We start from the raw sequence: 25192 nt of genomic DNA, 5'->3' as shown, positions 1-25192 counted from the left end.
TGACTGCGCAGCAGGCCTCACTTTTGAAACAGGGGCCGCTACGCGACCCAGCGGGAGCAAGCTCCCTCGCCACAGGGTTGTTCAATACGTTCAGTTAACGGCCATACGTTGCCACAACGCGTAGTACACCCGCCCGGATTTCTGTTCGCGGTGCAGGCGCCAGTTGCCCGGCAGGCCCAGCGTCGAGGGCGCGGTCTCGCTTTCAGTGTAGATCCACGAATCCGGCGCGAGCCATTGGCGCTCTTCCAGCAGCGTGCAAACGGCCGGCAACAGGTTCTGGTTGAACGGCGGATCGAGGAACACCAGGTCGTACGGCGTGGCGACCTGGGTTTCCAGATAGCGCAGCGCGTCAGCGGTCTGCACCTGACCATTGGTGCAGCGCAGGGTACCCAGGTGTTCTTTCAGGCTCGACACCGCAACGTGGCTGGCATCCAGCGCCTGACCCATGGCCGCGCCACGCGACAGTGCCTCGAGAAACAGCGCGCCACTGCCGGCGAACGGGTCCAGCACCTTGGCCCCGGCCACATACGGCGCGAGCCAGTTGAACAGGGTTTCGCGCACGCGATCCGGCGTCGGGCGCAGGCCCGGTGCATCGGGGAAGCTCAGTTTGCGGCTGCGCCATTCGCCGCCGATGATGCGCAACTGGTTCACACCGTTGTGAACGTTCTGCGCAGGTTTTTTAGGACGAGTAGCCATTAATGCTCCGGAACCCCGAGCGGTTGCTCGGCAGGTTTATCAGATGGGGCCGGTAACGGCTTTTGCGGCACGGTCGGGCCAGCGCTGACGATGACCAGTTTGTCCGTGCTCAGGTGTTTGTTCATCGCGTCTTTGACCTGCTCGACAGTCAGGCTCTGGGACTGACGCATGAAGTCATCCAGATAGCTCAGCGGCAGATTATAGAAGCCCATGGCGCCCAGTTGACCGACGATATCGGCGTTGCTCGCGGTGGACAGCGGGAAGCTGCCGGCCAGCTCGCGTTTGGCGTCGTCGAGTTCTTTCTGGGTCGGGCCGGTCTTCAGATAATCGGCGAGCACGTCCTGCACCAGTTTCAGGGTGCCTTCGCTCATTTCCGCGCGGGTCTGCAGGTTGATCATGAACGGGCCGCGGGCCTGCATCGGGCTGAACCCCGAATACACCCCGTAGGTCAGGCCGCGCTTTTCGCGCACTTCGCTCATCAGACGCGTGCCGAAACCGCCGCCACCGAGGATCTGGTTGCCCATCGACAGCGCCGCGTAATCCGGGTCGTCACGGTCGATGCCCAGTTGCGCGAGCAACAGGTTGGTCTGCTTCGACGGGAACTCGATGTGATTGACGCTGGCCTTCGGTTCCTGCGGCTGGGCGATCTTCGCCAGCGCCGGGCCTTTAGGCAGGGCGCCGGAGACCTGATTGGCAATCGCCTCGGCTTCGGCGCGAGACAAGTCACCGACCAGCGCGATCACCACGTTGCCCGCGGCGTAGGCCTTGGCGTGGAATTCACGTAGTTGCGCCAGTGTGATCTTCGGCACGCTCTGCGGGTTGCCGTCGCTGGAATGCGCATACGGGTGGTCGCCGTACAAACGCTTCATCAGCTCGAGGCTGGCGAGTTTGCCGGGGTTCTGTTTCTGGTATTCGAAACCGGCGAGCATCTGGTTCTTGATGCGCGCAAAGGAATCGGCCGGGAAGGTCGGTTTGCCCACCACTTCGGAGAACAGCTTCAGCGCCGGCTCACGTTGCTCGGCGGCACTCAGGCTGCGCAGCGAAGCCAGCGCCATGTCCTTGTAGGCACCGTTGCCGAAATCTGCACCGAGGCCTTCGAAGCCTTGGGCGATGGCGCCGACGTCCTTGCCGGCCACGCCTTCGTTGAGCATGGCGTTGGTCAGGACTGCCAGACCCGGTGCATTGCCGTCCTGGCTGCTGCCGGCGGCGAAGATCAGACGCATGTCGAACATCGGCAGCTCATGGGCTTCGACGAACAGCACCTTGGCGCCTTCGGCAGTGTTCCAGGTCTGCACGTCGAGCTTGCGGCTGGCCGGGGCCTTGCCGTCGAGTTCGGCCAGCGATTGCAGTTTCTGGCTGGTCTTGGCGTTATCCAGCGCTTCGCTGGCGTCGGTTTTGACACCGGGCATCAGGTAGAACGCGGCGGAGCCGATGACCGCCACGGCGATCAGGCCGAGCAACAGGCGTGGGGATTTGCGCTCACTCATGAGTCGTCTCCAGTGGCAGGACATGGGCGACGCTGAGACGTTCGCGGGTGAAATACAGCTTGGCGGCGTTCTGGATGTCTTGCGGGGTGACGCTTTCCAGATCGGCGAGTTCGGTGTCCATCAACTTCCACGACAGCCCGACCGTTTCCAGTTGGCCGATGGCGGTGGCCTGGCTGGTGATCGAATCACGTTCGAACACCAGGCCGGCGATCACTTGTGCCCGCACGCGCGCCAGTTCTTCGGCGGACGGTGCGGTGGTTTTCAACTGTTCCAGCAGTTTCCACAGACCGGCCTCGGCTTGCGCCATGGTCTTTTTCTTCTGGGTGTTCGGCGTCGCCGACAGGGTGAACAGGCTGTCGCCCCGGGTGTAAGCGTCGTAGCTCGACGAACCGCCCGAGACCAGCTCTTCGCCGCGTTCCAGTTGCGTCGGGATACGCCCGCTGTAGCCGCCGTCGAGCAACGCCGAGATCAGGCGCAGGGCGTTGACCGAGCGCTTGTCTTCAGCAGTGGCGATGCTGGGCACGTTGAAACCGAGCATCAGGCTGGGCAGCTGGGTCTGCACGTGCAGGGTGATCTGGCGCTCACCCGGCTCGGCCAGCTCCAGCGGTTTCTTCGCCGGTGGCACGTCGCGTTTGGCAATCGGCCCGAAGTAGCGCTGGGCGAGGGTCTTCACTTCGTCCGGGGTGACGTCGCCGACCACCACCAGCGTGGCGTTATTCGGCACATACCAGGACTGATACCAGTGACGCAGCTCTTCGACTTTCATCCGGTCCAGGTCAGCCATCCAGCCGATGGTCGGCGTGTGGTAGCCGCTGGCCGGGTAAGCCATCGCCTTGTAACGCTCGTAAGCCTTGGACATCGGCTTATCGTCAGTGCGCAGGCGACGCTCTTCCTTGATGACTTCGATTTCCTTGGCGAACTCGTCAGCCGGCAGGCGCAGGTTGGCCATGCGGTCGGCTTCCAGTTCGAAGGCCACGCCCAGACGGTCGCGGGCCAGCACCTGGTAATAGGCGGTGAAGTCGTCGCTGGTGAAGGCGTTCTCTTCGGCGCCCAGGTCGCGCAGGATCAGTGAGGCTTCGCCGGGGCCGACTTTCTCGCTGCCCTTGAACATCATGTGCTCGAGCGCGTGGGACAGACCGGTCTGGCCCGGGGTTTCGTAGCTGGAGCCGACCTTGTACCAGACCTGCGACACCACGACTGGCGCGCGGTGGTCTTCGCGCACGACGACCTTCAGGCCGTTGTCGAGGGTGAATTCGTGGGTCGGTTGCGGGTCGGCCGCCAGGGCCGAAAGGGGCAGGCAGACTGTGCTGAGCAGCAGGCCTGCAGCGCGGCGGGCTAGAGCATTCATTCGTTTTTTAACCTGTTGGGCTGCCCGCTTGGTCTTAGCGTCGGCGGGCGAGAGGGTGCTAGGATACTGATCCGTTTTACCGGCGACCACGCCTATCAGGTTTTCAGGCCTGATGCGGTTGTATAGGTTGGCGGCAGAAAGCTGCGGTTTATCGACTAGACTTCGCTTTTTCGCCGATTTTGCCGGTTTAGTCCTTCGTTAATACGAATCTTTGGGGTGCCGCTGGCGCCTCGACAAAATGTTGCGCGTGAACAAGCTGGATGAAACACAGTCTGTTCTGCATCGAATATTTATTTGCCGGGGCGCCCTTATGGCGCGTCGCTACCGTGAGATAGCCGTCCTCCATGTTTGGTTCCAACGACGACAAGAAGACCCCAGCTGCGGCTGGCGAGAAGAAAAGCCTGTTCGGATGGCTGCGTAAGAAACCGCAGGAACCCGTCGTCGAACAGCCGCCCGCGATTCCTGAACCGGCTCCGACGCCAGCGCCTGCCATAGAAGAAGAGCCGGCGCCGATCGTGCTGCCGATTGCCGAGCCGGTGCTGCAACCGGTCGAGCCCGAGCCAGAACCTGAAACCCCGGTGGCGGCCGAGCTGCCACTGACTCCGGCGGCCGAGCCATGGCTCACCCTGCCAGTGGCAGAGGAGCCGGTGGCCTTGGTCGAAGAGGCCGCGCCGCATGTGACACCGCCGATTCCGGCGCCTGCCGCGTTCGTCCCTGAAGTCGCTCCGGCGCCAGTGGTTGAGCCGGTTGTCGAGCCTGCGCCAGTTGTTCCCGAGCCAGTGACCCCGGTGGTCGTCGCCCCTGTTGCGCCGGTCGTGCAGCAGCCCGAGCCTGCACCTGCACCTGCACCTGCACCTGCACCTGCACCGGTCGTCGCTGCTCCGGTGGTGCCGGTAGAAGTGGTTGCTGAAACGCCAGTGGAAGCCCCGCGCAGCGAAGAAACCAAAGTCGGCTTCTTCGCCCGCCTCAAGCAAGGCCTGTCGAAAACCAGCGCCAGCATCGGCGAGGGCATGGCCAGCCTGTTTCTCGGCCGTAAAACCATTGATGACGATTTGCTCGATGAGCTGGAAACCCGTCTGCTGACCGCCGACGTCGGTGTCGAAGCCACCACGCAGATCATCCAGCGCCTGACCCAGAAGGTCGCCCGCAAGGAACTGGCCGACGCCGACGCGCTGTACAAGTCGTTGCAGGCCGAGCTGGCGGCGATGCTCAAACCGGTCGAGCAACCGCTGAAAATCACCTCGCAGAACAAACCGTTCGTGATTCTGGTGGTCGGCGTCAACGGCGCCGGCAAGACCACCACCATCGGCAAGCTGGCGAAGAAGCTGCAACTGGAAGGCAAGAAAGTCATGCTCGCCGCCGGCGACACCTTCCGCGCCGCTGCCGTTGAGCAGTTGCAGGTCTGGGGCGAGCGCAACAAGATCCCGGTGATCGCCCAGCACACTGGTGCCGACTCCGCGTCGGTGATCTTCGACGCCGTGCAGGCCGCCAAGGCCCGTGGCATCGACGTGCTGATCGCCGATACCGCCGGTCGTCTGCACACCAAAGACAACCTGATGGAAGAACTGAAGAAGGTTCGCCGGGTGATCGGCAAGCTCGACGCCGACGCGCCGCACGAAGTGCTGCTGGTGCTCGACGCCGGTACTGGTCAGAACGCCATCAACCAGGCCAAGCAATTCAACCAGACCGTCGAACTGACCGGCCTGGCGCTGACCAAGCTCGACGGCACCGCCAAGGGCGGGGTGATTTTCGCCCTGGCCAAGCAGTTTGGTCTGCCGATCCGCTACATCGGCGTCGGTGAGGGCATCGACGACCTGCGTACCTTTGAAGCCGAACCCTTTGTCCAGGCACTGTTTGCCGAGCGGGAGCGTTCATGATTCGTTTCGAACAGGTCGGTAAACGCTACCCGAACGGTCACGTCGGCTTGCATGAGCTGAGCTTTCGAGTCCGTCGTGGCGAATTTCTGTTTGTCACCGGCCACTCCGGTGCCGGTAAGTCCACGCTGTTGCGCCTGTTGCTGGCGATGGAGCGTCCGACCAGCGGCAAACTGCTGCTGGCCGGGCAGGATCTGAGCACCATCAGCAATGCGCAGATTCCGTTCCTGCGTCGGCAGATCGGCGTGGTGTTCCAGAATCACCAGTTGCTGTTCGATCGCACGGTGTTCAACAACGTCGCGCTGCCGCTGCAGATTCTCGGCCTGTCCAAGGCCGAGATCGCCAAGCGCGTCGATTCGGCGCTGGAGCGCGTGGCGCTGTCGGATAAAACCGATCTGTACCCCGGCGACCTGTCCACCGGTCAGCAACAGCGCGTCGGCATCGCCCGCGCCATCGTCCACCGTCCGGCCCTGCTGCTGGCGGACGAGCCGACCGGTAACCTCGACCCGCGTCTGGCGGCCGAGATCATGGGCGTGTTCGAAGACATCAACCGGCTGGGCACCAGCGTGCTGATCGCCAGTCACGACCTGGCCCTGATTGCGCGTATGCGGCACCGTATGCTGACCCTGCAACGCGGCCGACTGATCGGCGACGGGGAGGCCGGCGTATGAGTGCGACACGCAGTCCGAAGGTATCCGAGCGCGTGGCCCCGAAAGCCGCCGACCCGCAACCGCCAAAGAAGAAAAAACACGACGATGACGACGGCCCGGACTTTTCCACGCTGTTGCGTTCGTGGATCGAAAGTCACCGCGCCAGCCTGCTCGACAGCCTGCGGCGCCTCGGCAAGCAGCCAATCGGCAGCTTCTTCACCTGCATGGTGATGGCCGTGGCGCTGAGCCTGCCGATGGGCCTGTCGCTGCTGATCAACAACGTCGAGCGTCTCGGCGGTTCGTGGCAGCGTGCGGCGCAGATTTCGCTGTACCTGCAACTGGACGCCACGCCCGCGCAGGGCGAATCGTTGCGCGAGCAGATCAAAGGCATGCCCGGCGTTGCTGATGCCGAATATGTCGGCCGTGATCAGGCGCTGGAAGAGTTTCAGCAGCAGTCCGGTCTGGGCGAAGCCCTGCGCGAGCTGCCGGAGAACCCGCTGCCGGGCGTGGTGCTGGTGACCCCGAACGAGGTCGACAAGCCGACTCTGGAAGCATTAAGACAAAAACTTTCCGAGCTGCCGAAGGTACAACAGGCGCAACTTGATCTAGTCTGGGTCGAGCGTCTGGCCGCCATCCTCAAGCTCGGTGACCGTTTTGTCTTCGGTCTGACGGTGCTGCTGGTTTCTGCATTACTTTTGGTGATAGGCAATACCATTCGTCTTCATATTGAAAACCGCCGCACAGAGATAGAAGTGATTAAACTCGTCGGCGGCACCGACAGCTATGTGCGTCGTCCCTTTCTGTATATGGGCGCGTTGTATGGGTTCGGTGCGGGGGTTCTGTCCTGGGGTGTGCTGGCGTTCGGCCTGAACTGGCTGAACGACGCGGTGGTTGGACTGGCCGGCTTGTACGGCAGTGATTTCGCGCTGGCCGGAGTGCCAGTTGCCGACGGTCTGTCGCTCTTGCTTGGCGCGGTGCTGTTGGGTTATATCGGTGCATGGATTGCAGTCGCACGTCATCTCAGGGAGCTGGCGCCGAAGTAGAATCTTTTTTGCGCGTGATTGACCTTGCGGTTTTTTTGGGAACTTGTACTTGAATTCCCGGTCAATTTTTCGCAGTGCCGAGAGGCACGAGTATGTAAGTGGGAGGTTTTTTCGCATGACCAATTCTTTGCAACCTGCGTACGCGTTGGTTCCGGGTGCGAACCTGGAAGCCTATGTGCACACCGTCAACAGCATTCCATTGCTGACGCCGGAGCAGGAGCGTGAACTGGCCGAGAGTCTCTACTATGAGCAGGATCTGGGGGCGGCTCGGCAGATGGTGCTCGCCCACCTGCGATTTGTCGTACACATTGCCCGTAGCTATTCCGGCTACGGTCTGGCTCAGGCTGACCTGATCCAGGAAGGTAACGTCGGCCTGATGAAGGCGGTAAAACGCTTCAACCCGGAAATGGGTGTGCGTCTGGTGTCGTTCGCCGTGCACTGGATCAAGGCGGAAATTCACGAGTTCATCCTGCGCAACTGGCGCATTGTGAAAGTCGCGACCACCAAGGCCCAGCGCAAGCTGTTCTTCAACCTGCGCAGCCAGAAGAAACGTCTGGCGTGGCTGAACAACGAGGAAGTCCACCGTGTGGCGGAAAGCCTCGGCGTTGAACCACGTGAAGTGCGCGAGATGGAAAGTCGCCTGACTGGCCATGACATGGCCTTCGATCCGGCTGCAGAGGCCGATGACGACAGTGCTTTCCAGTCGCCGGCCAACTACCTGGAAGACCACCGGTACGACCCGGCGCGTCAGCTGGAAGATGCCGACTGGAGCGACAACTCCAACCACAACCTGCACGAAGCGCTGGAAGTGCTGGACGAACGTAGCCGCGACATCCTCTACCAGCGCTGGCTGGCAGAAGAAAAAGCCACGCTGCACGACCTGGCGCAGAAGTACAACGTATCGGCCGAGCGGATCCGTCAGCTCGAGAAGAGCGCGATGAACAAGCTCAAGTTGTCGATCGCCGCCTAACTGGCGCCTCGGCAAACAAAAACGCCCCGATCAGTGATGATCGGGGCGTTTTCATTTCTGTTTCAACACAAATCCCTGTAGGAGTGAGCCTGCTCGCGATAGCGGTCTTCCGCCACATTTATTGTGACTGACATGACGCTATCGCGAGCAGGCTCACTCCTACAGGGGGCTTGAGCGTTATTCAGCCCAAGGCGCCCGACGCGAATCATCCAGCCCCAGCAAATAACTGGTCCCGCCCAACTGGCTCATCTGCTGCCGAATCCAACCGGCCCGGCGCGATACATAGGCCGTTGGATGGCTGGCACTCCAAACTCGCGGGTTAGGCAGCACCGCCGCCAGATAACTCGCCTGCTGCCGGGACAACGACTTGGCGCTCACGCCAAAGTGATGCCGTGCCGCCGCTTCGGCACCAAACACTCCGTCATCCCACTCGACGCTGTTCAGGTACACCTCAAGAATCCGCTGCTTGGGCCACAGCACCTCGATCAGTGTGGTAAACCAGGCTTCCAGGCCTTTGCGCAGATAACTGCGCCCCGACCACAGAAACAGGTTCTTCGACACTTGCTGACTCAAGGTGCTGGCGCCACGAATCGAACCGCCCAATTCGTTGTGGGCCAATGCCGCCTGGATCGCGCCGAAGTCAAAGCCCCAGTGCTCGGGAAACTTCTGGTCTTCGCCCGCCATGACCGCGACCTTGAGATCGTCGGAGATTTCGTCCCACGGTTTCCAGGTGCGCTGCAGGTCAATCGGCTCGCCGTCGATCCAGGATTCGACCTTGCGCTCGACCATCAGCGCCGTGCCCGGCGGTGGCACGAAGCGAAACAGCAACACCAGCAATACACTGCCGCCCGCGAACCAGAGCAGGGCCTTCGTGAGACGACGCAAAAGTGAACGCAGCATAGAGATGGCTTGGCCGAACCGATAGAGCGGGCCATTATACAGACCCTGCCGAACGAGTCTGACTGGAGTTCCACATGCTGCGTGGCTTTTTGATGCTGGCCGCTTTCTTTGGTTTTACCGGTGTCGCCCTCGGCGCATTCGCCGCCCATGGCCTGAAAAATCGCCTCACGCCTGAGTATCTGGCGATCTTCCACACTGGCGTGACCTATCAACTGGTGCACACCCTGGCGCTGTTCGGTGTGGCGCTGCTCGCCACGCAGATTCAGGGGCGGCTGGTGACCTGGGCGGGTATTTCGTTCACTGTCGGCATTCTGCTGTTCTCCGGGAGCCTGTATGTGCTGACCACCACCGGCATCAGCAAGCTCGGCATCATCACCCCGTTCGGTGGTCTGGCGTTTCTGGTCGGCTGGCTGTGCCTGGGCCTCGCCGCCTGGCGCCTGCAACTGACCTGACCGATCCCTGTAGGAGCTGCCGCAGGCTGCGATCTTTTGATTTGGCTTTTAAAGATCAAGAGATCGCAGCCTGCGGCAGCTCCTACAGTGGGATGACCATTTCACGGGGCGGCGCCTTTCAAGACGAATGGCTTGGGTCACCCCGTGTGATCGGGCTAGAATGCCAGCCCCTAAAAATGATGGCGGCCTGGCGCATGCGCATTCAGTTGAACGGCGAATCCCTTGAACTGCCCGACGGTGAAACCGTTGCGGCCCTGATTGCCCGTATGGACCTGACCGGTCGCCGGGTAGCAGTCGAACTCAATCTGGATATCGTCCCGCGCAGCCAGCATGCCGACACCGTTCTCAACGACGGCGATAACGTCGAGGTGGTGCACGCCATCGGCGGCGGCTAGCCGCCCGGCCCACAAGGGCACAGAATTCTGCAAGACCCTCACCCCTAAAGAGGATTCCCCATGAGCATCGTTCGTAGCGACAAGCCTTTCGTCCTGGCCGGTCGTACTTACCAGTCGCGTTTGCTGGTCGGTACCGGCAAGTACCGTGACATGGAAGAAACCCGCCAGGCCATCGAAGCCTCGGGTGCCGAGATCGTCACCTTCGCCGTGCGCCGTACCAACCTCGGACAGATCGAAGGCGAGCCGAACCTGCTCGAAGTGCTGTCGCCGGATCGCTACACCTTCCTGCCGAACACCGCCGGTTGCTACGACGCTATCGAGGCTGTGCGCACTTGCCGCCTGGCCCGTGAGCTGCTCGATGGTCACAACCTGGTGAAGCTGGAAGTGCTGGCCGACCAGAAAACCCTGTTCCCCAACGTGATCGAAACCCTCAAGGCCGCCGAAACGCTGGTCAAGGAAGGCTTCGACGTGATGGTTTACACCAGTGATGACCCGATCATCGCCCGGCAACTGGCGGAAATCGGCTGCATCGCGGTCATGCCGCTGGCCGGTCTGATCGGTTCCGGTCTGGGGATCTGCAACCCGTACAACCTGCAGATCATCCTCGAAGAAGCCAAGATTCCGGTGCTGGTGGATGCCGGTGTCGGTACCGCCTCCGACGCCACCATCGCCATGGAACTGGGCTGTGACGCGGTGCTGATGAACTCGGCCATCGCCCATGCTCAGCAACCGGTGATGATGGCGCAAGCCATGCAACACGCGATCGTCGCAGGCCGTCTGGCCTACCTCGCCGGCCGCATGCCGAAAAAACTCTATGCCAGCGCCTCTTCGCCGCTGGATGGTCTGATCAAGTAAGAGCCATTGATGACTGAATCGAACGACACGCCTATCCAGACGGAAGAGGGCGACGAGCGCCAACACCGCCGCATCAAGAGCTTCGTGATGCGCGCCGGGCGCATGACCGAAGGCCAGCAACGCGGTCTGGATCAGGGCGCGCCGCTGTACGTGCTGCCGCTGGCCGACGCGCCGGTGGATTACGATCAAGTGTTCGGCCGTTCGGCTCCGCGCTCGCTGGAGATCGGTTTCGGCATGGGCCACTCGCTGCTGGAAATGGCCGCGGCGGCACCGGATCAGGACTTCATCGGTGTTGAAGTGCACCGTCCGGGTGTTGGCGCGCTGCTCAACGGTGTGCTGACTCAGGGCCTGACCAACCTGCGGGTCTACGATTGCGACGCGATCGAAGTGCTCAACCGCTGCATCGCCGACAACAGCCTCGATCGCCTGATGCTGTTCTTCCCGGATCCATGGCACAAGAGCCGTCACCACAAGCGTCGCATCGTTCAGGCGTCCTTCGCCGAGCTGGTGCGCAGCAAGCTGAAGGTTGGCGGCATCCTGCACATGGCCACCGACTGGGAACCGTACGCCGAGTACATGCTGGAAGTGATGAACGTCGCTCCGGGCTACCGCAACCTCGCCGAAGACGGCAAATGCGTACCGCGCCCGGCCGAACGCCCGATCACCAAGTTCGAACGCCGCGGCGAACGTCTTGGGCATGGCGTGTGGGATCTGAAGTTCGAAAAACTGTCCTGAGCCCCGCGCAATATCCAATGTAGGAGCTGCGGCACGCTGCGATCTTTTGATCTTGATTTGAAGATCAAAAGATCGCAGCGTGCCGCAGCTCCTACAGTTGTTTTGGGGGTGGCGAAAGATCAGCGGCGGTCAGCGACGACGCCGATAAGGACGAGCACCACCAACAACACCGGTGCCAGGCTGTAGTTGTTGAACTGGCTCAGGCCCTTGACCACCCACGGCGTCGCATAGATCAGTGCGGCGCCGCTGCCGATCACGCACAGCAGGGCCATCAACGGTACGCGCAGGGCGCCGGCGATGCTGCCCAGGCGTTGCTCGACCCAGCCTTTGAAGTCGGCGCCGAACAGCACCAGCAGGCAGCCCACCAGGGCCAGGGCGATTTCCGAGAGGTTGCTGCGGCTCCAGCGGGACACGGTGGCGAGCAGATCGAGTATCAAATCCATGCGGTTTTCCTTGGGGCGGCCGTCAGGCTCAGCTCAGAAATTTCTGCAGCAAGTCGTTGAGGAACAGTTGTCCGCGCTCGGTGGCCGCCAGACGTGACGGTTCGACCTGCATCAGGCCGCTTTGTTCGGCCTCGCGGCGGTGTTCGGCGAGACTTTCCAGCGGCAGGCCGGTGCGCTCGGGATACAGGCGGGATTCCACGCCTGCCGTCAGACGCAAAGCGTTCATCAGGAACTCGAACGGCATCTCGTCGTTGGTCAGGGCTTTCTCGCCGGCCTGGAAACTCTTGGCTGGGTTGAGATAGTCCTTCGGCAGGCGTGTCTTCCAGGTGCGGACGATGCGCCCGTCCGGATGACTGAGCTTGCCGTGGGCGCCGGCGCCGATGCCGATGAAGTCGCCGAAACTCCAGTAATTGAGGTTATGCCGTGCCGGGCGCCCGGGCTGGGCATAGGCCGAGACTTCGTATTGCGCGTAACCATGCGCGGCCAGCAGCGCTTGCCCGGCTTCCTGAATGTCCCACAACGTGTCGTCTTCCGGCAGCACCGGCGGCTGGTTCCAGAACACCGTGTTCGGCTCCAGCGTCAGCTGATACCAGGAGATGTGCGTCGGTTTCAGTTCGATAGCCTGGCGCAGATCGCTCAAGGCATCGTCCAGCGACTGATCGGGCAGGCCGTGCATCAGGTCGAGGTTGAAGTTATCGAACCCGGCCTGACGCGCCATTCCCGCCGCGCGCACCGCTTCGTCGCCGTTATGGATACGCCCGAGGGCTTCGAGTTTCTGCTGCTGGAAGCTCTGGATGCCGATCGACAAGCGATTGATCCCCAGCTTGCGATACGCGACGAACTTCTCTTGCTCGAAGGTGCCGGGGTTGGCTTCCAGGGTGATCTCGATGTCGTGCGCAAACGGGATGCGCTGCTCGACGCCTTTGAGCAAGCGCCCGAGGGCTTCGGCGCTGAACAGGCTCGGCGTACCGCCACCGAAGAAGATCGAACTGATTTCACGGCCATACACCGCGTGCAGGTCCTGATCGAGATCGGCCAGCAACGCGTCGACGTATTCCTCTTCTGGCAGCACCGGGCTGGCGGTGTGCGAGTTGAAATCGCAATACGGACATTTGCGCACACACCACGGAATGTGGATGTACAGCGCCAGAGGCGGCAGCGTAGGCAGCGGCGCCCGAGGCGAAGAGGCGGCGCCGCCGATGATCAGCGACGACGCGAGGTGGCTGTCGGTCATTTCAGGCCCAGACGCTGGCGCAGCAGATCCATTGCACGGGCGCGGTGGCTGATCTGGTTCTTGTCGGCCGGGCTCAGTTCGGCGCTGGACACGTCACGCTCCGGCACCCAGAACAGCGGGTCGTAGCCGAAACCGTGCTCGCCACTGGCGGCGGTCAGGATGCGCCCGTGCCACAGGCCTTCGCAGAGAATCGGCAGCGGATCATCGGCATGCCGCACCAGTGCCAGCACGCAGACGAACTGCGCGCCGCGCTCGGCTTCAGGCACGTCTTTGAGGGCGTCGAGCAGTTTGGCGTTGTTCGCCGCATCGCCCTTGCCATCGGCATAACGCGCCGAGTAGATGCCCGGCGCACCGCCGAGGAAGTCCACCGCCAGACCGGAATCGTCGGCCAGCGCCGGCAGACCGGAGATTCGCGCGGCATTGCGCGCCTTGAGGATCGCGTTCTCGACGAACGACAGACCGGTTTCCTCCGGTTCGACCTTGCTCCATTCGCCGATCGAGCGCAGTTGCACCGAATCGCCGAGCATGGCCTGGAGTTCTTTGAGTTTGCCGGCGTTATGGCTGGCCAGTACGAGCTGCTTGAGGTTCATCATTCGCCGGGGAAAAGTTCTTGGTTGAAGTTGATGGTGTTGATCTTGTCGCCGTTCTGCACCTTGATTTCAAAGGTGCGGGTTTCCTGCTGCTCCACCGGATACTGGGCGATGTAGTAGATCGCGCCCTGTTCGGTGACCTGTCGGAAGTTCAGCGGCACGCTCTGGCTGGTCAGGTCCTTGACCGTGCCGGTGACATTGGCGCTCAGCGGTTTGCCGTCCTTGATCACCGAGACGTTGATCACGCCCTGGTTCTTGCTGCGGATCAGCTCGGCTGCTTTGGCGATGTCCGGCTGCAAATACGTGGAGTTGAAGGTGTTGTAGTGCACCGTCACGTCGCCGAAGGTTTCCTGGCGCTCGCTTTTGATGACGTCCGCTGCCATGGCGCTGGCGCTTAGGCAGGCGGTCAGTAACAACAGGGCTAGACGAGCCATGATCGTTCTCCTCGAAATGTCGTGGTTCAGACCGCGATCCGGTGATCTGCAAGGCCCGGACTGCTGACGCGGTAGATACCGATCTCACCTAACAGATTAGGCCATAGCTTACTGGCCCACCCGTGGCGGTGCTGTTGATCCACGGCAAGCCGATCAATGACCTTCGCATCACGTTCGCGACAAAGTTCTTCAAAGTCTTCGAAGGTGCAGAAGTGGATGTTCGGTGTGTTGTACCACGTGTACGGCAGGAACTCCGACACCGGCATCCGGCCCTTGCTCGCCAGGTACCAGCGGCAGCGCCAGTGGCCGAAGTTGGGGAAGGTGATGATGCACTGACGACCGACCCGCAGCATTTCGTCGAGGATCTTGTCCGGGTAATGCACGGCTTGCAGGGCCTGGGTCATCACGACGATGTCGAAACTGTTGCTGGCGAAGTTGCCCAGCCCCTTGTCCAAGTCCTGCTCGATGACGTTGATGCCCTTGGCTACGCACTCGGCGATGTTGTCGGCGTCGTTTTCCAAGCCATAACCGGTGACATTCTTGTTGTCGCGCAGCCAGGTCAGCAGTTCGCCGTCGCCGCAACCGAGGTCGAGCACGCGGCTGCCGGCGGGGATCCATTCCTGGATGATTTCCAGATCAGCTCTCATGGCTTGTTCACACCGTAATTCGGTTCATGTAATTGCCGAACGCCTGCAAATAGCGCGGGATCGGAATCAGGAAGGCGTCGTGGCCCTGTGGCGCGTCGATCTCCAGATAGCTCACGTCTTTGCGTGCCGCCATCAGTGCGTCCACCAGTTCTCGCGAGCGGGCCGGGGAGAAGCGCCAGTCGGTGGTGAACGACATCACGCAGAACTTGGCCGTGGCGTTCTCGAAGGTTTTCGCCAGGTTATCGTCGAAGTTCGCCGCCGGATCGAAGTAATCCAGCGCCTTGGTCATCAACAGATAAGTGTTGGCATCGAAACGCCCGGAGAATTCTTCACCCTGATAACGCAGGTAGCTTTCAACCTGGAACTCGACGCTGTGGAAGTCGTAGTTGAGCTTTTCGCTCTTCAGGCCACGACCGAATTTCTCGCCCATCGAGTCGTCGGACAGGTAGGTGATGTGCCCGACCATCCGCGCCAGCATCAGCCCGCGCTTGGGGATCACGCCCGCTTCCTGGAACGAGCCGCCGTGGAATTCCGGGTCGGTGAGGATCGCCTGACGCGCGACTTCGTTGAAGGCGATGTTCTGCGCCGACAGCTTGGGCGCCGAGGCGATGGCCAGGCAGTGACGCACCCTATCCGGATAGGTGATGGTCCATTGCAAGGCCTGCATGCCACCGAGGCTGCCGCCGATCACGGCGGCGAACTGACGAATGCCGAGCAGGTCAGCCAGACGCGCCTGACTGTGCACCCAGTCTTCGACGGTGAGCACCGGGAAATCGGCGCCGAACGGCTTGCCGGTCTCCGGGTTGATACTGCTCGGGCCGGTGGAGCCGTTGCAGCCGCCCAGATTGTTCAGGCTGACCACGAAGAACTTGTTGGTGTCGATCGGTTTGCCGGGGCCGATGCAGCTGTCCCACCAACCGGGCTTGCGGTCGTCGGCGCTGTGATAGCCGGCGGCATGGTGATGCCCTGACAAGGCGTGGCAGATCAGCACGGCGTTACTCGCCTGCGCGTTCAGCGTGCCGTAGGTTTCGTAGATCAGGTCGTAGGCGGGCAGCGAACGGCCACAGGCCAGAGCCAGAGGTTCACTGAAGTGCGCCGTTTGCGGCGTCACCAGACCAACAGAATCGGGGGGAAAGGCAGCTGGCATCGACCCTGCTCTCGTTGAAATGAGGCGTAAGTCTAAAGACCGGGGGGGTTAGCGGCAAGCGGCCCTCACCCTAGCCCTCTCCCAGAGGTAGAGGGGACCGACCGAGGTGTTCTTTTGAGCTACACCGACCTGATCTATCCGGGGTGAACTCAGGTTCTGAAAACACCCTGGATCGGCTCCCTCTCCAAGGGGAGAGGGCTGGGGTGAGGGGTACAGACGCCGCAAAAACTCAAGACAAGCGCCCAACCAACCCAGGCAACTCCGGCAGCTTCTTCGGCGCACAGATCTTCACCCGTTTCTGCCGGTTCAACTCGCCGCTGAGCAAGCTGACCTGGCTCTTGGACACGCCAAACGCCTTGGCCAGAAAGCCCATCAAATAAGCATTGGCCTTGCCCTCGACCGGCGGCGCGGTAAGGCGGATCTTCAGGCGGTCACCGTGCAGCCCGGCGAAATCATCGCTGCGGGCTGCCGGTTGCAGATGACATTCGAGGATCAAGTCGTCCCCGTCCCAGCGAAACCAGCTCACATCAGCAGGCGCAGGATTTCCGGCATCATGGTCATCGCCGCCAGATTATTGATCACCAGCATGTCGATCAGCTTCAGCGCGAGAAAGGCGAAGATTGGCGACAGATCCAGACCGCCGAGGTTCGGCAGAATCCTGCGGAACGGTGCCAGCGCCGGCTCACAGATCTGGTTCACCAGTTCAGCGCCCGGGTTGTGGCTGCCCGGAGCGACCCACGACAGGATCACGCTGATGATCAGGGCGAAGAAGAAGATCTTCAGGAACAGCGCGGTCACGCCTATGATCGACCAGATGAACAGCTGCAGCGGGTTGCCGGTGGTGCCATAGGTCAGCAGCAGGGTCAGGGCCATCAGCGCCAGTTGCACGAGGATCGCCAGCACCAGCGACGACATGTCCAGGCCGAACAGGCTCGGGATGATCCGGCGCAGTGGTTTGAGCAGCGGCTGGGTGGCCTTGACCACGAACTGGCACAGCGGGTTGTAGAAGTTCGCGCGCACCAGTTGCAGGACGAAGCGCAGCAGCACGATCAGCAGGTACAGACTGCCGAGGGTTTGCAGCACGTAAACCGCTGCGGTGTTCAATCCAATCATGTAAGGCTCCTTATTTGCCCAGTTGTTCGGCCATTTCGGCCGAGCGGTGCGCGGCGGCGCCGAGTGCTTTTTCTACCAGGGCTTCGAAGCCATCAGCCTGGAATGATTTGATCGCGGCCTCTGTGGTGCCATTTGGCGAGGTCACGCGGCGGCGCAGTTCGGCGGCGTCGACATCGCTGGATACCGCCATGTGCGCGGCGCCCAAGGCCGTCTGCACAGTCAGTTGCTCGGCGATTTCCTTGGGCAGGCCGAGTTTGACGCCGGCGGCGGTCATCGCTTCGATCAGCAGGAAGAAATACGCCGGGCCGGAGCCGGAGACCGCGGTCACGGCATCGAGTTGCTGTTCTTCGTTCAGCCACAGCGCGATGCCGACGGCGGACAGCAGCTCTTCAGCCTGCTGACGCTGTTTGGCGGTCACTTCGCTGGTGGCGTACAGGCCGCTGACGCCCTGACGCAGCAGCGCCGGGGTGTTCGGCATGCAGCGCACGATCGGCTGCTCGCCAAGCCATGCGGTCATGCTCGCGCAAGTGATGCCGGCGGCGATCGACACCACCAGTTGCTGCGGCTTCAGGCTGGGGCGGATGGCTTCGCACACGGCTTTCATCGCCTGTGGCTTGACCGCCAGCACGATCACGTCGACGCCGTCGATGGCCTGGGCGTTGTCGGCGAAGGTTTCGATGCCGTGTTCGGCGCTGACGCGTTGGCGGGTCTCTTCGCCCGGATCGCTGGCGCGAATCTGGCTGGCTTGCAGACCCTTGGCCCGCAGGCCGCCGATCAGGCTGGCGGCCATGTTGCCGGCACCGATAAAGGCAATGCGTGTGTTGCTCATGTCAGGTCCTTTTTCAGATGGCTGTCGGTCATTGCTGACCGTAATCTCTGGCGCCAAACAGGGCGGTACCGATCCGCACCCAGGTAGCGCCTTGGGCGATGGCCGACTCGAGGTCGTGGCTCATGCCCATGGAAAGTGTGTCGAGCGGCAGATTCAGGCTGGCCTGCAAACGTTGCACGGCAGCAAAAGCGGCATCTTGTTCGGCGCGATCTTCGGTCGGCTCGGGAATCGCCATCAGCCCGCGCAGTTTCAATCGGGGCAGGGCGCTGATGGCCTCGGCCAGCGCCGGCAGGTCGGCCGGGGTGCAGCCGGACTTGCTGGCTTCGCCGCTGACGTTGACCTGAATGCAGATGTTCAGCGGCGGCAGCTCGGCCGGGCGCTGTTCGGACAGGCGTTGGGCGATTTTCAGGCGATCCACGGAGTGCACCCAGTCGAAATGCTCGGCGATGGCGCGAGTCTTGTTCGATTGAATGGGGCCGATGAAGTGCCAGATCAAGGGCAGGTCGGCCAGTTCGAGCTGTTTGCCCAAGGCTTCCTGCAGATAATTCTCGCCAAAGTCACGCAAGCCGGCGGCGTAGGCTTCACGCAGGTCCTGCGCGGGTTTGGTTTTGCTGACCGCCAGCAACTGCACGCTGTTTTCACTGCGCCCGGCCGCTGCGGTGGCAGCCTGGATGCGCGAACTAACCAGTTGGATGTTGTCTGCTATCGTGGACATCAAGAGGCGCCGGCGGTCTGAAGGTTCGCGGCATTCTACTGGAATTGAGGGACGCTATGGATATCACTGAACTGCTGGCGTTCAGCGCCAAACAGGGCGCTTCCGACCTGCACCTGTCGGCCGGTCTGCCGCCGATGATCCGCGTGGATGGCGATGTGCGGCGGATCAATCTGCCGGCGCTGGATCACAAGCAAGTGCACGAATTGATCTACGACATCATGAACGACACCCAGCGCGTCGACTTCGAGAAACACCTGGAAACGGATTTCTCGTTCGAAGTCCCCGGCGTGGCGCGCTTTCGGGTCAACGCCTTCAACCAGAACCGTGGCGCCGGCGCGGTGTTCCGCACCATTCCCTCGAAAGTGCTGAGCATGGAAGACCTCGGCATGGGCGACGTGTTTCGCAAGATCACCGATGCGCCGCGCGGGCTGGTGCTGGTGACCGGGCCGACCGGGTCCGGCAAGTCGACCACGCTGGCGGCGATGATCGATTACCTCAATACCCATCGCCATCACCACATCCTCACCATTGAAGACCCGATCGAATTCGTCCACGAATCGCGCAAATGCCTTATCAATCAGCGCGAAGTCCATCGCGATACCCGCAGCTTCGCCACCGCGCTGCGTTCGGCGCTGCGTGAAGACCCGGACGTGATTCTGGTGGGCGAGATGCGTGATCTGGAAACCATCCGTCTGGCGCTGACCGCTGCCGAGACCGGGCATCTGGTGTTCGGCACGCTGCACACCACATCGGCGGCGAAAACCATCGACCGTGTTGTCGATGTGTTCCCGGGTGACGAGAAGTCCATGGTGCGTTCGATGTTGTCCGAGTCGCTGCTGGCCGTGGTATCGCAGACCCTGATCAAGAAGATCGGCGGCGGGCGGGTCGCGGCGCACGAGATCATGCTGGGAACGTCGGCGATCCGGAACCTGATCCGCGAGGACAAGGTGGCGCAAATGTATTCGGCGATTCAGACCGGTGGGTCGTTGGGGATGCAGACACTCGACATGTGCCTGAAGGAGCTGGTGACCAAGGGCTTGATCAGCCGCGAGCACGCGCGGGAGAAGGCGCGTACGCCGGATAATTTCTAAAGGCTGGAATGCACCTGTGGCGAGGGAGCTTGCTCCCGCTTGAGCGCGTAGCGCTCACAAGATTTTGGGGCTGCTGCGCAGCCCAGCGGGAGCAAGCTCCCTCGCCACAGTTGATCGTGTTTCAGCGTTGAACTACACGCATCTGCTTGCCAGCCGGTTCTTTCGGCAACACACGCTTGGCAACCACGTAATGCTGTTCCCAGTACGGCTTGTTCAGCGTATCGATGCTCACCGCTTTGCCACGGCGCGGGGCATGGATGAAGCGGTCGTTGCCCAGGTAGATGGCAACGTGGTTGACCCGACGGCTCTTGATGTTGAAGAAAATCAGATCGCCCGGCTTCAGATCCTTGCGTTCGACTTTCTCGCCATGCCCGCTGGCCATCGCGTTGGAGGTGCGTGGCAGGTCGAAGGTCGCGTCGTTGAACGCATATTTCACCAGACCACTGCAGTCGAAACCTTTACTTGGGCTGCTGCCGCCCCAACGATAGGGAGTACCGAGGACGTTCACCGCACGGCTCAGGACGTTGCTGCTTTCCTTGTTGGCCATCGGTGGCACCAGCTTGCCGTGACTCTTGCTGGCGAGCGTGGTGTGTTTCGTTTGTTTGCTGCTCTTGCTCGAAGGAGCCGAAGCATGGGATTTAGGGGTGAAACCGTTAACGTTGGGAAGACGTTGCTCACGATTGGTGGCGTGGGCGGCCAGTGGCATTAATAGGCAGATGGTTAGCCATGTCTTGAAAAATGGTCGCATTAGGCGTGGCTCTTATGTGTTAGCGCGCAACTTTATAACAGCTTTTTTGTCCCTTCCGAGGCCGTTGGTCGATTCCATCGGAGGGCAACGGAACCAAACAAGCGGCAAATGGACGCAATTGTCGGACAGAAGTCCGGTGCTACAAGGCTTTGACGGACGACACGGTAACATTTGCCGTACGTCGCCTACATGTAAAAAAGTCACAAAGAATTAAAGAAAATTTATCTATCGTGTGAATCGAGGTCTTCATGAACCGCTATCAGCAGGTCGCTGCACCGCAGGATACACACAGCAAAATCATCGGTTATCTGCTGTGGATTTTTGGTTTCACCGGCGCTCACCGCTTCTATTACGGCAAGCCGGTGACCGGGACGATCTGGTTCTTCACCTTCGGTCTGCTGGGCATTGGCTGGCTGATCGACGTGTTCCTGATCCCGGCAATGGATCGCGAGGCGGATCTGCGTTTCACCGCAGGGCCGATCGAATACAACGTGGCGTGGATTCTGCTGACGTTTCTGGGCGTATTCGGCGTGCACCGGATGTACCAGGGCAAGTGGATCAGCGGCTTGCTGTATCTGCTGACCGGCGGGTTGTTCTTTGTCGGGGTGCTGTATGACTTCTGGACCCTGAATGATCAGGTGTCGGTGCGCAACGCGCAGAATCGCGGCGCCTTCCAGTAAATGAAAAGAGGGGCAGGCCGCGGGCGCAGTTCGTGCGCTGGCAGGCCCCTCGAATTCCGGCATTGCATCTGTGTTATTTCAAATGAGCGAAGGTTTGCATTTGAAAAACGACAAACGTAACAGCAGTGACACCATAAAGTATTGCAATGATGGCGTGATGGGGCATGGACCAGTACACAATCCGGTCCACCAAAATCATCAGCGATACTGTTGCAATCAAGTAGGCTGATATTTTCAATAACAGACTTGCGAATGATTTAGTGTGTGCCCAGCGTAATAAGAGAACCTGCAGTAGGTGTGTTAGCGTCAGCGTAAGAAAAATAATCAGCGTTACACCAATGGGCAGGCCGATCGAGTCCTGATTTACACTATAAATTCCTGTTTCGAGATTCTTTAATAGTATGAGTGCTCCTGCGCCAGATGTAAGTGCGAGAGTGATCAGGTATATGTAGCTTGGTAGCTTGTAAGTTCTGCTCATTCGCTCTCCGTTGTGCAGGTGTCTGTAACAATATTTGTGTTTATGGGGTGGGATTAAACCCAGTTCCACTTAGCCTTATTTTATGGTCACCGAAAATTTCGATTTCATAATGCGTTCCGGAAAATACCCTGCCTGCTGTCGTTAATAACTCAAGGGCGGTTGATCTGTTGCTTGCGTCGAAGTCGTAAGTATCCGTGTAGGCTCTGATGACACCATCGAAAACCCAGGATCCAGTATTGTCCCGGGTAAAATTTCCTTCCATTTTTAACGTTATTCTTCCTAGATAAGCTCCCGTGACGCTGCTGTCATTGATAGTGGCGTAAGGAATCTTTGGGTCGGATAAGTAATAGGTGCCGGCCTGTCGAGTGCTTGCGATAGAGCTTGCCAATAATGGCAGTTCATTGGCCCTGACATTCAGACCGATATTATTGATGTTAACCCTCATCCTTTCACCATTACCCCAAAGATAATGAGCGAAAGCTTTGATCGGGCTAAAGGTGCCTCCTGAGAGCTCTGTTGTGAGTGTTTCGTAATTCAGGTTGTACGGGGCAGTGGCTGAGACTTTGATCAACGCTTCTATGGGGCTTAGTTTTTGCTGTGCCGCGAATGAATCAGCCAGGCTGAAGTTGATGACTTTGTTCTTGAAGTAACCATGGCTGATAATGGTGGAGCTGTTTAGTAAGTAGTTGTCGCTTTCTGTGATTCTCCAAAGTTCTCGAATTCCACCCAAGGTATCGTTATTGATTGCCTTGCTGACCATTTGCAGTTCATAGGTGAAGGCTTTGATTCCGGATTTCATTTCAAGCCAGGCATGAAACATATCCATTTCTGCTGAGGTTATTACGGGTCCAGTGCTCATTGGTAGTGAGTAGGTTTGGCCGTTATTTGTAATGATGGCCTCTCCGGCGCCTTGCCAGTCTGCTACTGCGTAGGTACCCCAGCTGAATCCGGTATCGACTGTAAAACCGCCAGAGTTTCCTGTTGTGCCTCGGGTGACAATAGGGGGAAGCGTAAGTCCATTTTTCATATGTTCATCCTTGTGGGTATTGGTTGTCCTTCTGACGATTTGATATTAATGGCTGTGCGTATATGTCGCCTAAAGTAACTTTGTAGGCTGTTTCTGATTGTGTGGAAGCTGTTTTTACAGGCGGGTAAAGCGTCGGATATTTCTTTACGGCGGGCGGCCGCTTTCCTACGCCACTTGGTGTAGTCCTATCGGCGGGAATGGCGGGAAGGAGATGTCTGTTGCGAGCAATGATTTTGAGTGAAGCTTATTAATAAAAATGTTTGTCGCAAATCAAATGACACTCAAGGGATAGCAGGCCGTTGCAGCCTGCTATCCCTTGTCTTCAGGCCTGGTGGCTGATCCGACCATCCACCAGCGTATAGCGCACCACACCCGGCAGGGTGTGCCCAAGGAACGGACAGTTCTCGCCCTTCGACAGCCAGCGTTCACCGGCCACGGTGGACGCCTTCGGATCGAACAGTACGATATCCGCCGCACCGCCCACCGCCAGTTTGCCCGCCGGCAGACGCAGTGCATCCGCAGGCCCGGCGCTCAGGCGTGCCAGCAGGGTCGGCAGATCCAGCAAGCCGTCTTCAACCAGCGTCATCGCCAGCGGCAGCAGCAATTCCACGCTGCTGATGCCCGGCTCGGTCGCGCCGAACGGCGCCAGTTTGGCGTCGCGTTCGTGCGGCTGGTGATGGCTGGAGATCGCCGAAATCACCCCGGACTTCACCGCTTCACGCAGGCCGTCGCGGTCGGCGCGGGTGCGCAGCGGCGGTTGCACGTGATACAGGCTGCTGAAGTCGATCAGCGCTTCATCGGTGAGAATCAACTGATACAGGGCGACATCCGCCGTGACCTTCAAGCCACGGGCCTGGGCCTGGGCGATCAGAGCCACGCCGCGCGCGCTGGTCAGTTGGCTGAAGTGCGCGCGCACGCCGGTCTGCTCGACCAGCAGTAGATCGCGGGCCAGGGCTACGGTTTCCGCAGTTTCCGGGATGCCCGGCAGACCGAGGAAACTGGCGACCGCGCCCTCATGGGCCAGACCGCCATCGGCCAGATCGTGATCCTGCGAATTGAAGATCACCGTCAGGTCGAAGGTCGCCGCGTATTCCAATGCCCGGCACAGGGTGCGGGTGTTGCGGAAACTCTCCAGACCATTGCCGAACGCCACACACCCGGCGTCGCGCAGCGCCACCAGCTCTGCAAGCTGTTCGCCGTCCAGCCCTTTGCTCAGCGCGCCGATCGGGAACACCTTGGTGTTGCCGGCTTCGCGGGCGCGGTCGAGGATCAGTTCGGCCACGGCCGAGGTGTCGAGTACCGGTTTGGTTTTCGGCGGGCAGCACAGGCTGGTCACGCCGCCAGCCGCCGCGGCGCGGGTTTCGCTGGCGATGCTGCCTTTGCGGCTGTAGCCCGGCTCGCGCAGAGCCACGTTAAGGTCGACCAGCCCGGGCGCGGCAACGAGGCCTTGGGCGTCGATGGTTTCCACAGCGGTGAAACCGGCCGGTGCGGCGCCGAGGGCGACGATCTTGCAGGCTTCAACGTGAATGTTGGTGATTTGATCCAGGCCGCTGCTTGGATCGATGACGCGGGCGCCGAGAATGCTGAGCTTCACTGGGCGTTCTCCTGCTCGAATTGACGTTGCGCTGTTTGCCCGCTCATGGCCATCGACAACACAGCCATGCGGATGGCGATGCCGTAGGTGACTTGATTGAGGATCACCGAGTGCGGGCCGTCGGCCACCGCGGACTCAATCTCTACCCCACGGTTGATCGGCCCTGGGTGCATGACGATGCAATCGGGTTTGGCCCCGGCCAGACGCGCGGTGGTCAGGCCGAACAGGCGGTAGAACTCGCCTTCGCTCGGCAGCAGGCCGCCGGTCATGCGCTCACGCTGCAGGCGCAGCATGATCACCACGTCGACGTCCTTCAGGCCTTCGTTCATGTCGGTGTAGACCTTGACGCCGTACTGCTCGATGCCGATCGGTAGCAGAGTCTTCGGCGCGATCACGCGGATGTCCGGGCAACCGAGAGTCTTCAGGGCGAGCATGTTCGAACGCGCCACCCGCGAGTGCAGGATGTCGCCGACGATCGCCACCGAGAGGTTTTCGAAACCGCCCTTGTGCCGACGGATGGTGAGCATGTCGAGCATGCCCTGAGTCGGGTGCGCGTGACGGCCGTCGCCGCCGTTGATGATCGCCACCTGCGGGCAGACGTGCTCGGCGATGAAGTGCGCAGCGCCGGAGTCACCGTGGCGCACCACGAACATGTCGGCAGCCATGGCTTCGAGGTTGCGCAGGGTGTCGAGCAGGGTTTCACCTTTGCTGGCCGAGGAGGTCGACACGTTCAGGGTGATCACGTCCGCCGACAGCCGCTGGGCCGCCAGTTCGAAGGTGGTGCGGGTGCGGGTGGAGTTTTCGAAGAACACGTTGCACACGGTCTTGCCGCGCAGCAACGGGACCTTCTTCACCGCCCGGGCACCGACTTCGAGGAACGAGTCGGCAGTGTCGAGGATTTCCGTCAGCAACTCGCGGCGCAGGCCGTCGAGCGAGAGGAAGTGGCGCAGCTGGCCCTGATCATTGAGCTGCAGCGGGCGCTTGGTATCTAGAGGCGTCATCGCGAGGGGGACTCTC

The 25192-nt window shown here is 60.7% G+C and carries 29 protein-coding genes; 10 read left to right on the top strand and 19 right to left on the bottom strand.

Annotation, left to right across the window (positions count from 1 at the left end):
- Positions 1-90: 90 nt before the first annotated feature.
- Genes rsmD through ACIP8I_RS16680 form a run of 3 tightly spaced genes read right to left on the bottom strand, consistent with a single transcriptional unit; the run spans position 91 to position 3531 of the window.
- The gene (gene rsmD / locus ACIP8I_RS16690) at positions 91-696 is read right to left on the bottom strand and encodes a 16S rRNA (guanine(966)-N(2))-methyltransferase RsmD (protein WP_367086087.1); all 606 of its coding nucleotides are present in this window, start codon (positions 694-696) and stop codon (positions 91-93) included.
- Positions 696-2183: a pitrilysin family protein gene (locus tag ACIP8I_RS16685; protein WP_367086086.1), complete on the bottom strand. Its 1488-nt coding sequence runs from the start codon at positions 2181-2183 to the stop codon at positions 696-698. Before ACIP8I_RS16685 ends, rsmD begins: the two co-directional genes overlap by 1 nt.
- Positions 2176-3531, bottom strand: coding sequence for a pitrilysin family protein (locus ACIP8I_RS16680; RefSeq protein ID WP_007964140.1), 1356 nt, complete (start codon positions 3529-3531; stop codon positions 2176-2178). The genes ACIP8I_RS16685 and ACIP8I_RS16680 overlap by 8 nt, the downstream gene beginning before the upstream one ends.
- A gap of 344 nt (positions 3532-3875) precedes the next feature.
- Here ACIP8I_RS16680 and ftsY point away from each other — a divergent pair, with 344 nt between their 5' ends.
- The 4 genes from ftsY to rpoH all read left to right on the top strand — a co-directional run bounded on the left by ftsY (position 3876) and on the right by rpoH (position 8068).
- Entirely contained in the window at positions 3876-5408 is a 1533-nt protein-coding gene (ftsY, locus tag ACIP8I_RS16675; protein WP_400762469.1) for a signal recognition particle-docking protein FtsY, read from the top strand.
- A complete protein-coding gene (gene ftsE / locus ACIP8I_RS16670) occupies positions 5405-6076 on the top strand; it encodes a cell division ATP-binding protein FtsE (RefSeq protein ID WP_003229148.1) in 672 nt (223 codons plus the stop codon). The genes ftsY and ftsE overlap by 4 nt, the downstream gene beginning before the upstream one ends.
- On the top strand, positions 6073-7098 hold the full coding sequence (ftsX, locus tag ACIP8I_RS16665; RefSeq protein WP_007964135.1) for a permease-like cell division protein FtsX: 1026 nt from the start codon (positions 6073-6075) through the stop codon (positions 7096-7098). The genes ftsE and ftsX overlap by 4 nt, the downstream gene beginning before the upstream one ends.
- Before the next feature lie 115 nt (positions 7099-7213).
- Positions 7214-8068 carry an RNA polymerase sigma factor RpoH gene (gene rpoH, locus ACIP8I_RS16660; protein WP_003229146.1) on the top strand — a complete coding sequence of 285 codons (855 nt, stop codon included), beginning with the start codon at positions 7214-7216 and terminating at the stop codon, positions 8066-8068.
- Positions 8069-8245: 177 nt separating this feature from the next.
- On the opposite strand, the gene mtgA is transcribed toward rpoH, so the two are convergent.
- The gene (gene mtgA, locus ACIP8I_RS16655) at positions 8246-8968 is read right to left on the bottom strand and encodes a monofunctional biosynthetic peptidoglycan transglycosylase (protein WP_400762467.1); all 723 of its coding nucleotides are present in this window, start codon (positions 8966-8968) and stop codon (positions 8246-8248) included.
- 74 nt (positions 8969-9042) lie between these two features.
- Here mtgA and ACIP8I_RS16650 point away from each other — a divergent pair, with 74 nt between their 5' ends.
- The 4 genes from ACIP8I_RS16650 to trmB all read left to right on the top strand — a co-directional run bounded on the left by ACIP8I_RS16650 (position 9043) and on the right by trmB (position 11405).
- Positions 9043-9420, top strand: a complete 378-nt coding sequence (locus ACIP8I_RS16650; RefSeq protein WP_400762465.1) for a DUF423 domain-containing protein — start codon at positions 9043-9045, stop codon at positions 9418-9420.
- A gap of 194 nt (positions 9421-9614) precedes the next feature.
- Positions 9615-9815: a sulfur carrier protein ThiS gene (gene thiS, locus ACIP8I_RS16645; RefSeq protein ID WP_027610571.1), complete on the top strand. Its 201-nt coding sequence runs from the start codon at positions 9615-9617 to the stop codon at positions 9813-9815.
- A gap of 60 nt (positions 9816-9875) precedes the next feature.
- Positions 9876-10670 carry a thiazole synthase gene (locus ACIP8I_RS16640; RefSeq protein ID WP_007964131.1) on the top strand — a complete coding sequence of 265 codons (795 nt, stop codon included), beginning with the start codon at positions 9876-9878 and terminating at the stop codon, positions 10668-10670.
- 9 nt (positions 10671-10679) lie between these two features.
- Positions 10680-11405, top strand: coding sequence for a tRNA (guanosine(46)-N7)-methyltransferase TrmB (gene trmB / locus ACIP8I_RS16635; protein ID WP_064589653.1), 726 nt, complete (start codon positions 10680-10682; stop codon positions 11403-11405).
- 119 nt (positions 11406-11524) lie between these two features.
- On the opposite strand, the gene ACIP8I_RS16630 is transcribed toward trmB, so the two are convergent.
- The 10 genes from ACIP8I_RS16630 to ACIP8I_RS16585 all read right to left on the bottom strand — a co-directional run bounded on the left by ACIP8I_RS16630 (position 11525) and on the right by ACIP8I_RS16585 (position 18557).
- Positions 11525-11848, bottom strand: coding sequence for a DUF3392 domain-containing protein (locus tag ACIP8I_RS16630; protein WP_003229134.1), 324 nt, complete (start codon positions 11846-11848; stop codon positions 11525-11527).
- A 28-nt stretch (positions 11849-11876) separates the two neighbouring features.
- Positions 11877-13082 carry a radical SAM family heme chaperone HemW gene (hemW, locus tag ACIP8I_RS16625; protein WP_400762462.1) on the bottom strand — a complete coding sequence of 402 codons (1206 nt, stop codon included), beginning with the start codon at positions 13080-13082 and terminating at the stop codon, positions 11877-11879.
- Complete coding sequence (rdgB, locus tag ACIP8I_RS16620; protein WP_095186987.1) at positions 13079-13675, bottom strand: RdgB/HAM1 family non-canonical purine NTP pyrophosphatase; 597 nt, start codon at positions 13673-13675, stop codon at positions 13079-13081. Before rdgB ends, hemW begins: the two co-directional genes overlap by 4 nt.
- Positions 13672-14106 carry a DUF4426 domain-containing protein gene (locus tag ACIP8I_RS16615; protein WP_329697136.1) on the bottom strand — a complete coding sequence of 145 codons (435 nt, stop codon included), beginning with the start codon at positions 14104-14106 and terminating at the stop codon, positions 13672-13674. The genes rdgB and ACIP8I_RS16615 overlap by 4 nt, the downstream gene beginning before the upstream one ends.
- A gap of 26 nt (positions 14107-14132) precedes the next feature.
- Positions 14133-14753 carry a methionine biosynthesis protein MetW gene (gene metW / locus ACIP8I_RS16610; protein ID WP_367086078.1) on the bottom strand — a complete coding sequence of 207 codons (621 nt, stop codon included), beginning with the start codon at positions 14751-14753 and terminating at the stop codon, positions 14133-14135.
- Positions 14754-14760: 7 nt separating this feature from the next.
- On the bottom strand, positions 14761-15900 hold the full coding sequence (locus tag ACIP8I_RS16605) for a homoserine O-acetyltransferase (protein ID WP_095137545.1): 1140 nt from the start codon (positions 15898-15900) through the stop codon (positions 14761-14763).
- 229 nt (positions 15901-16129) lie between these two features.
- Positions 16130-16426 carry a DUF167 domain-containing protein gene (locus tag ACIP8I_RS16600; RefSeq protein WP_115985948.1) on the bottom strand — a complete coding sequence of 99 codons (297 nt, stop codon included), beginning with the start codon at positions 16424-16426 and terminating at the stop codon, positions 16130-16132.
- Positions 16423-17013: a YggT family protein gene (locus ACIP8I_RS16595; protein WP_047297137.1), complete on the bottom strand. Its 591-nt coding sequence runs from the start codon at positions 17011-17013 to the stop codon at positions 16423-16425. Before ACIP8I_RS16595 ends, ACIP8I_RS16600 begins: the two co-directional genes overlap by 4 nt.
- 10 nt (positions 17014-17023) lie before the next feature.
- Positions 17024-17842: a pyrroline-5-carboxylate reductase gene (gene proC, locus ACIP8I_RS16590; protein WP_400762458.1), complete on the bottom strand. Its 819-nt coding sequence runs from the start codon at positions 17840-17842 to the stop codon at positions 17024-17026.
- Positions 17843-17870: 28 nt separating this feature from the next.
- Positions 17871-18557 carry a YggS family pyridoxal phosphate-dependent enzyme gene (locus tag ACIP8I_RS16585; RefSeq protein WP_108591857.1) on the bottom strand — a complete coding sequence of 229 codons (687 nt, stop codon included), beginning with the start codon at positions 18555-18557 and terminating at the stop codon, positions 17871-17873.
- A 56-nt stretch (positions 18558-18613) separates the two neighbouring features.
- Between ACIP8I_RS16585 and ACIP8I_RS16580 the strand changes: the two genes are divergently transcribed.
- Positions 18614-19648, top strand: coding sequence for a type IV pilus twitching motility protein PilT (locus ACIP8I_RS16580; RefSeq protein ID WP_003229114.1), 1035 nt, complete (start codon positions 18614-18616; stop codon positions 19646-19648).
- 121 nt (positions 19649-19769) lie between these two features.
- Here the strand turns inward: ACIP8I_RS16580 and ACIP8I_RS16575 are convergent, their stop codons facing one another.
- Positions 19770-20396: a C40 family peptidase gene (locus ACIP8I_RS16575; RefSeq protein WP_108591856.1), complete on the bottom strand. Its 627-nt coding sequence runs from the start codon at positions 20394-20396 to the stop codon at positions 19770-19772.
- Between the two features lie 248 nt (positions 20397-20644).
- Here ACIP8I_RS16575 and ACIP8I_RS16570 point away from each other — a divergent pair, with 248 nt between their 5' ends.
- Positions 20645-21076 (top strand): TM2 domain-containing protein, encoded by a 432-nt coding sequence (locus tag ACIP8I_RS16570; RefSeq protein WP_041063521.1) that lies wholly within the window; start codon positions 20645-20647, stop codon positions 21074-21076.
- Positions 21077-21149: 73 nt separating this feature from the next.
- Here ACIP8I_RS16570 and ACIP8I_RS16565 read toward each other — a convergent pair whose 3' ends face one another.
- The 4 genes from ACIP8I_RS16565 to ACIP8I_RS16550 form a co-directional block, all read right to left on the bottom strand.
- Complete coding sequence (locus ACIP8I_RS16565) at positions 21150-21554, bottom strand: hypothetical protein (RefSeq protein ID WP_400762455.1); 405 nt, start codon at positions 21552-21554, stop codon at positions 21150-21152.
- 40 nt (positions 21555-21594) lie between these two features.
- Complete coding sequence (locus ACIP8I_RS16560; protein ID WP_400762453.1) at positions 21595-22581, bottom strand: lipid II-degrading bacteriocin; 987 nt, start codon at positions 22579-22581, stop codon at positions 21595-21597.
- Between the two features lie 322 nt (positions 22582-22903).
- Positions 22904-24175: a dihydroorotase gene (locus ACIP8I_RS16555; protein WP_400762451.1), complete on the bottom strand. Its 1272-nt coding sequence runs from the start codon at positions 24173-24175 to the stop codon at positions 22904-22906.
- Complete coding sequence (locus ACIP8I_RS16550; RefSeq protein ID WP_003229107.1) at positions 24172-25176, bottom strand: aspartate carbamoyltransferase catalytic subunit; 1005 nt, start codon at positions 25174-25176, stop codon at positions 24172-24174. The genes ACIP8I_RS16555 and ACIP8I_RS16550 overlap by 4 nt, the downstream gene beginning before the upstream one ends.
- Positions 25177-25192: the final 16 nt, after the last annotated feature.

The sequence above is a fragment of the Pseudomonas sp. NPDC088414 genome, assembly GCF_044753325.1.
Taxonomy (GTDB): domain Bacteria; phylum Pseudomonadota; class Gammaproteobacteria; order Pseudomonadales; family Pseudomonadaceae; genus Aquipseudomonas.
Note: the sequence above shows the minus strand (reverse complement) of the source record. Positions and strands in the feature narration are given on the sequence as shown.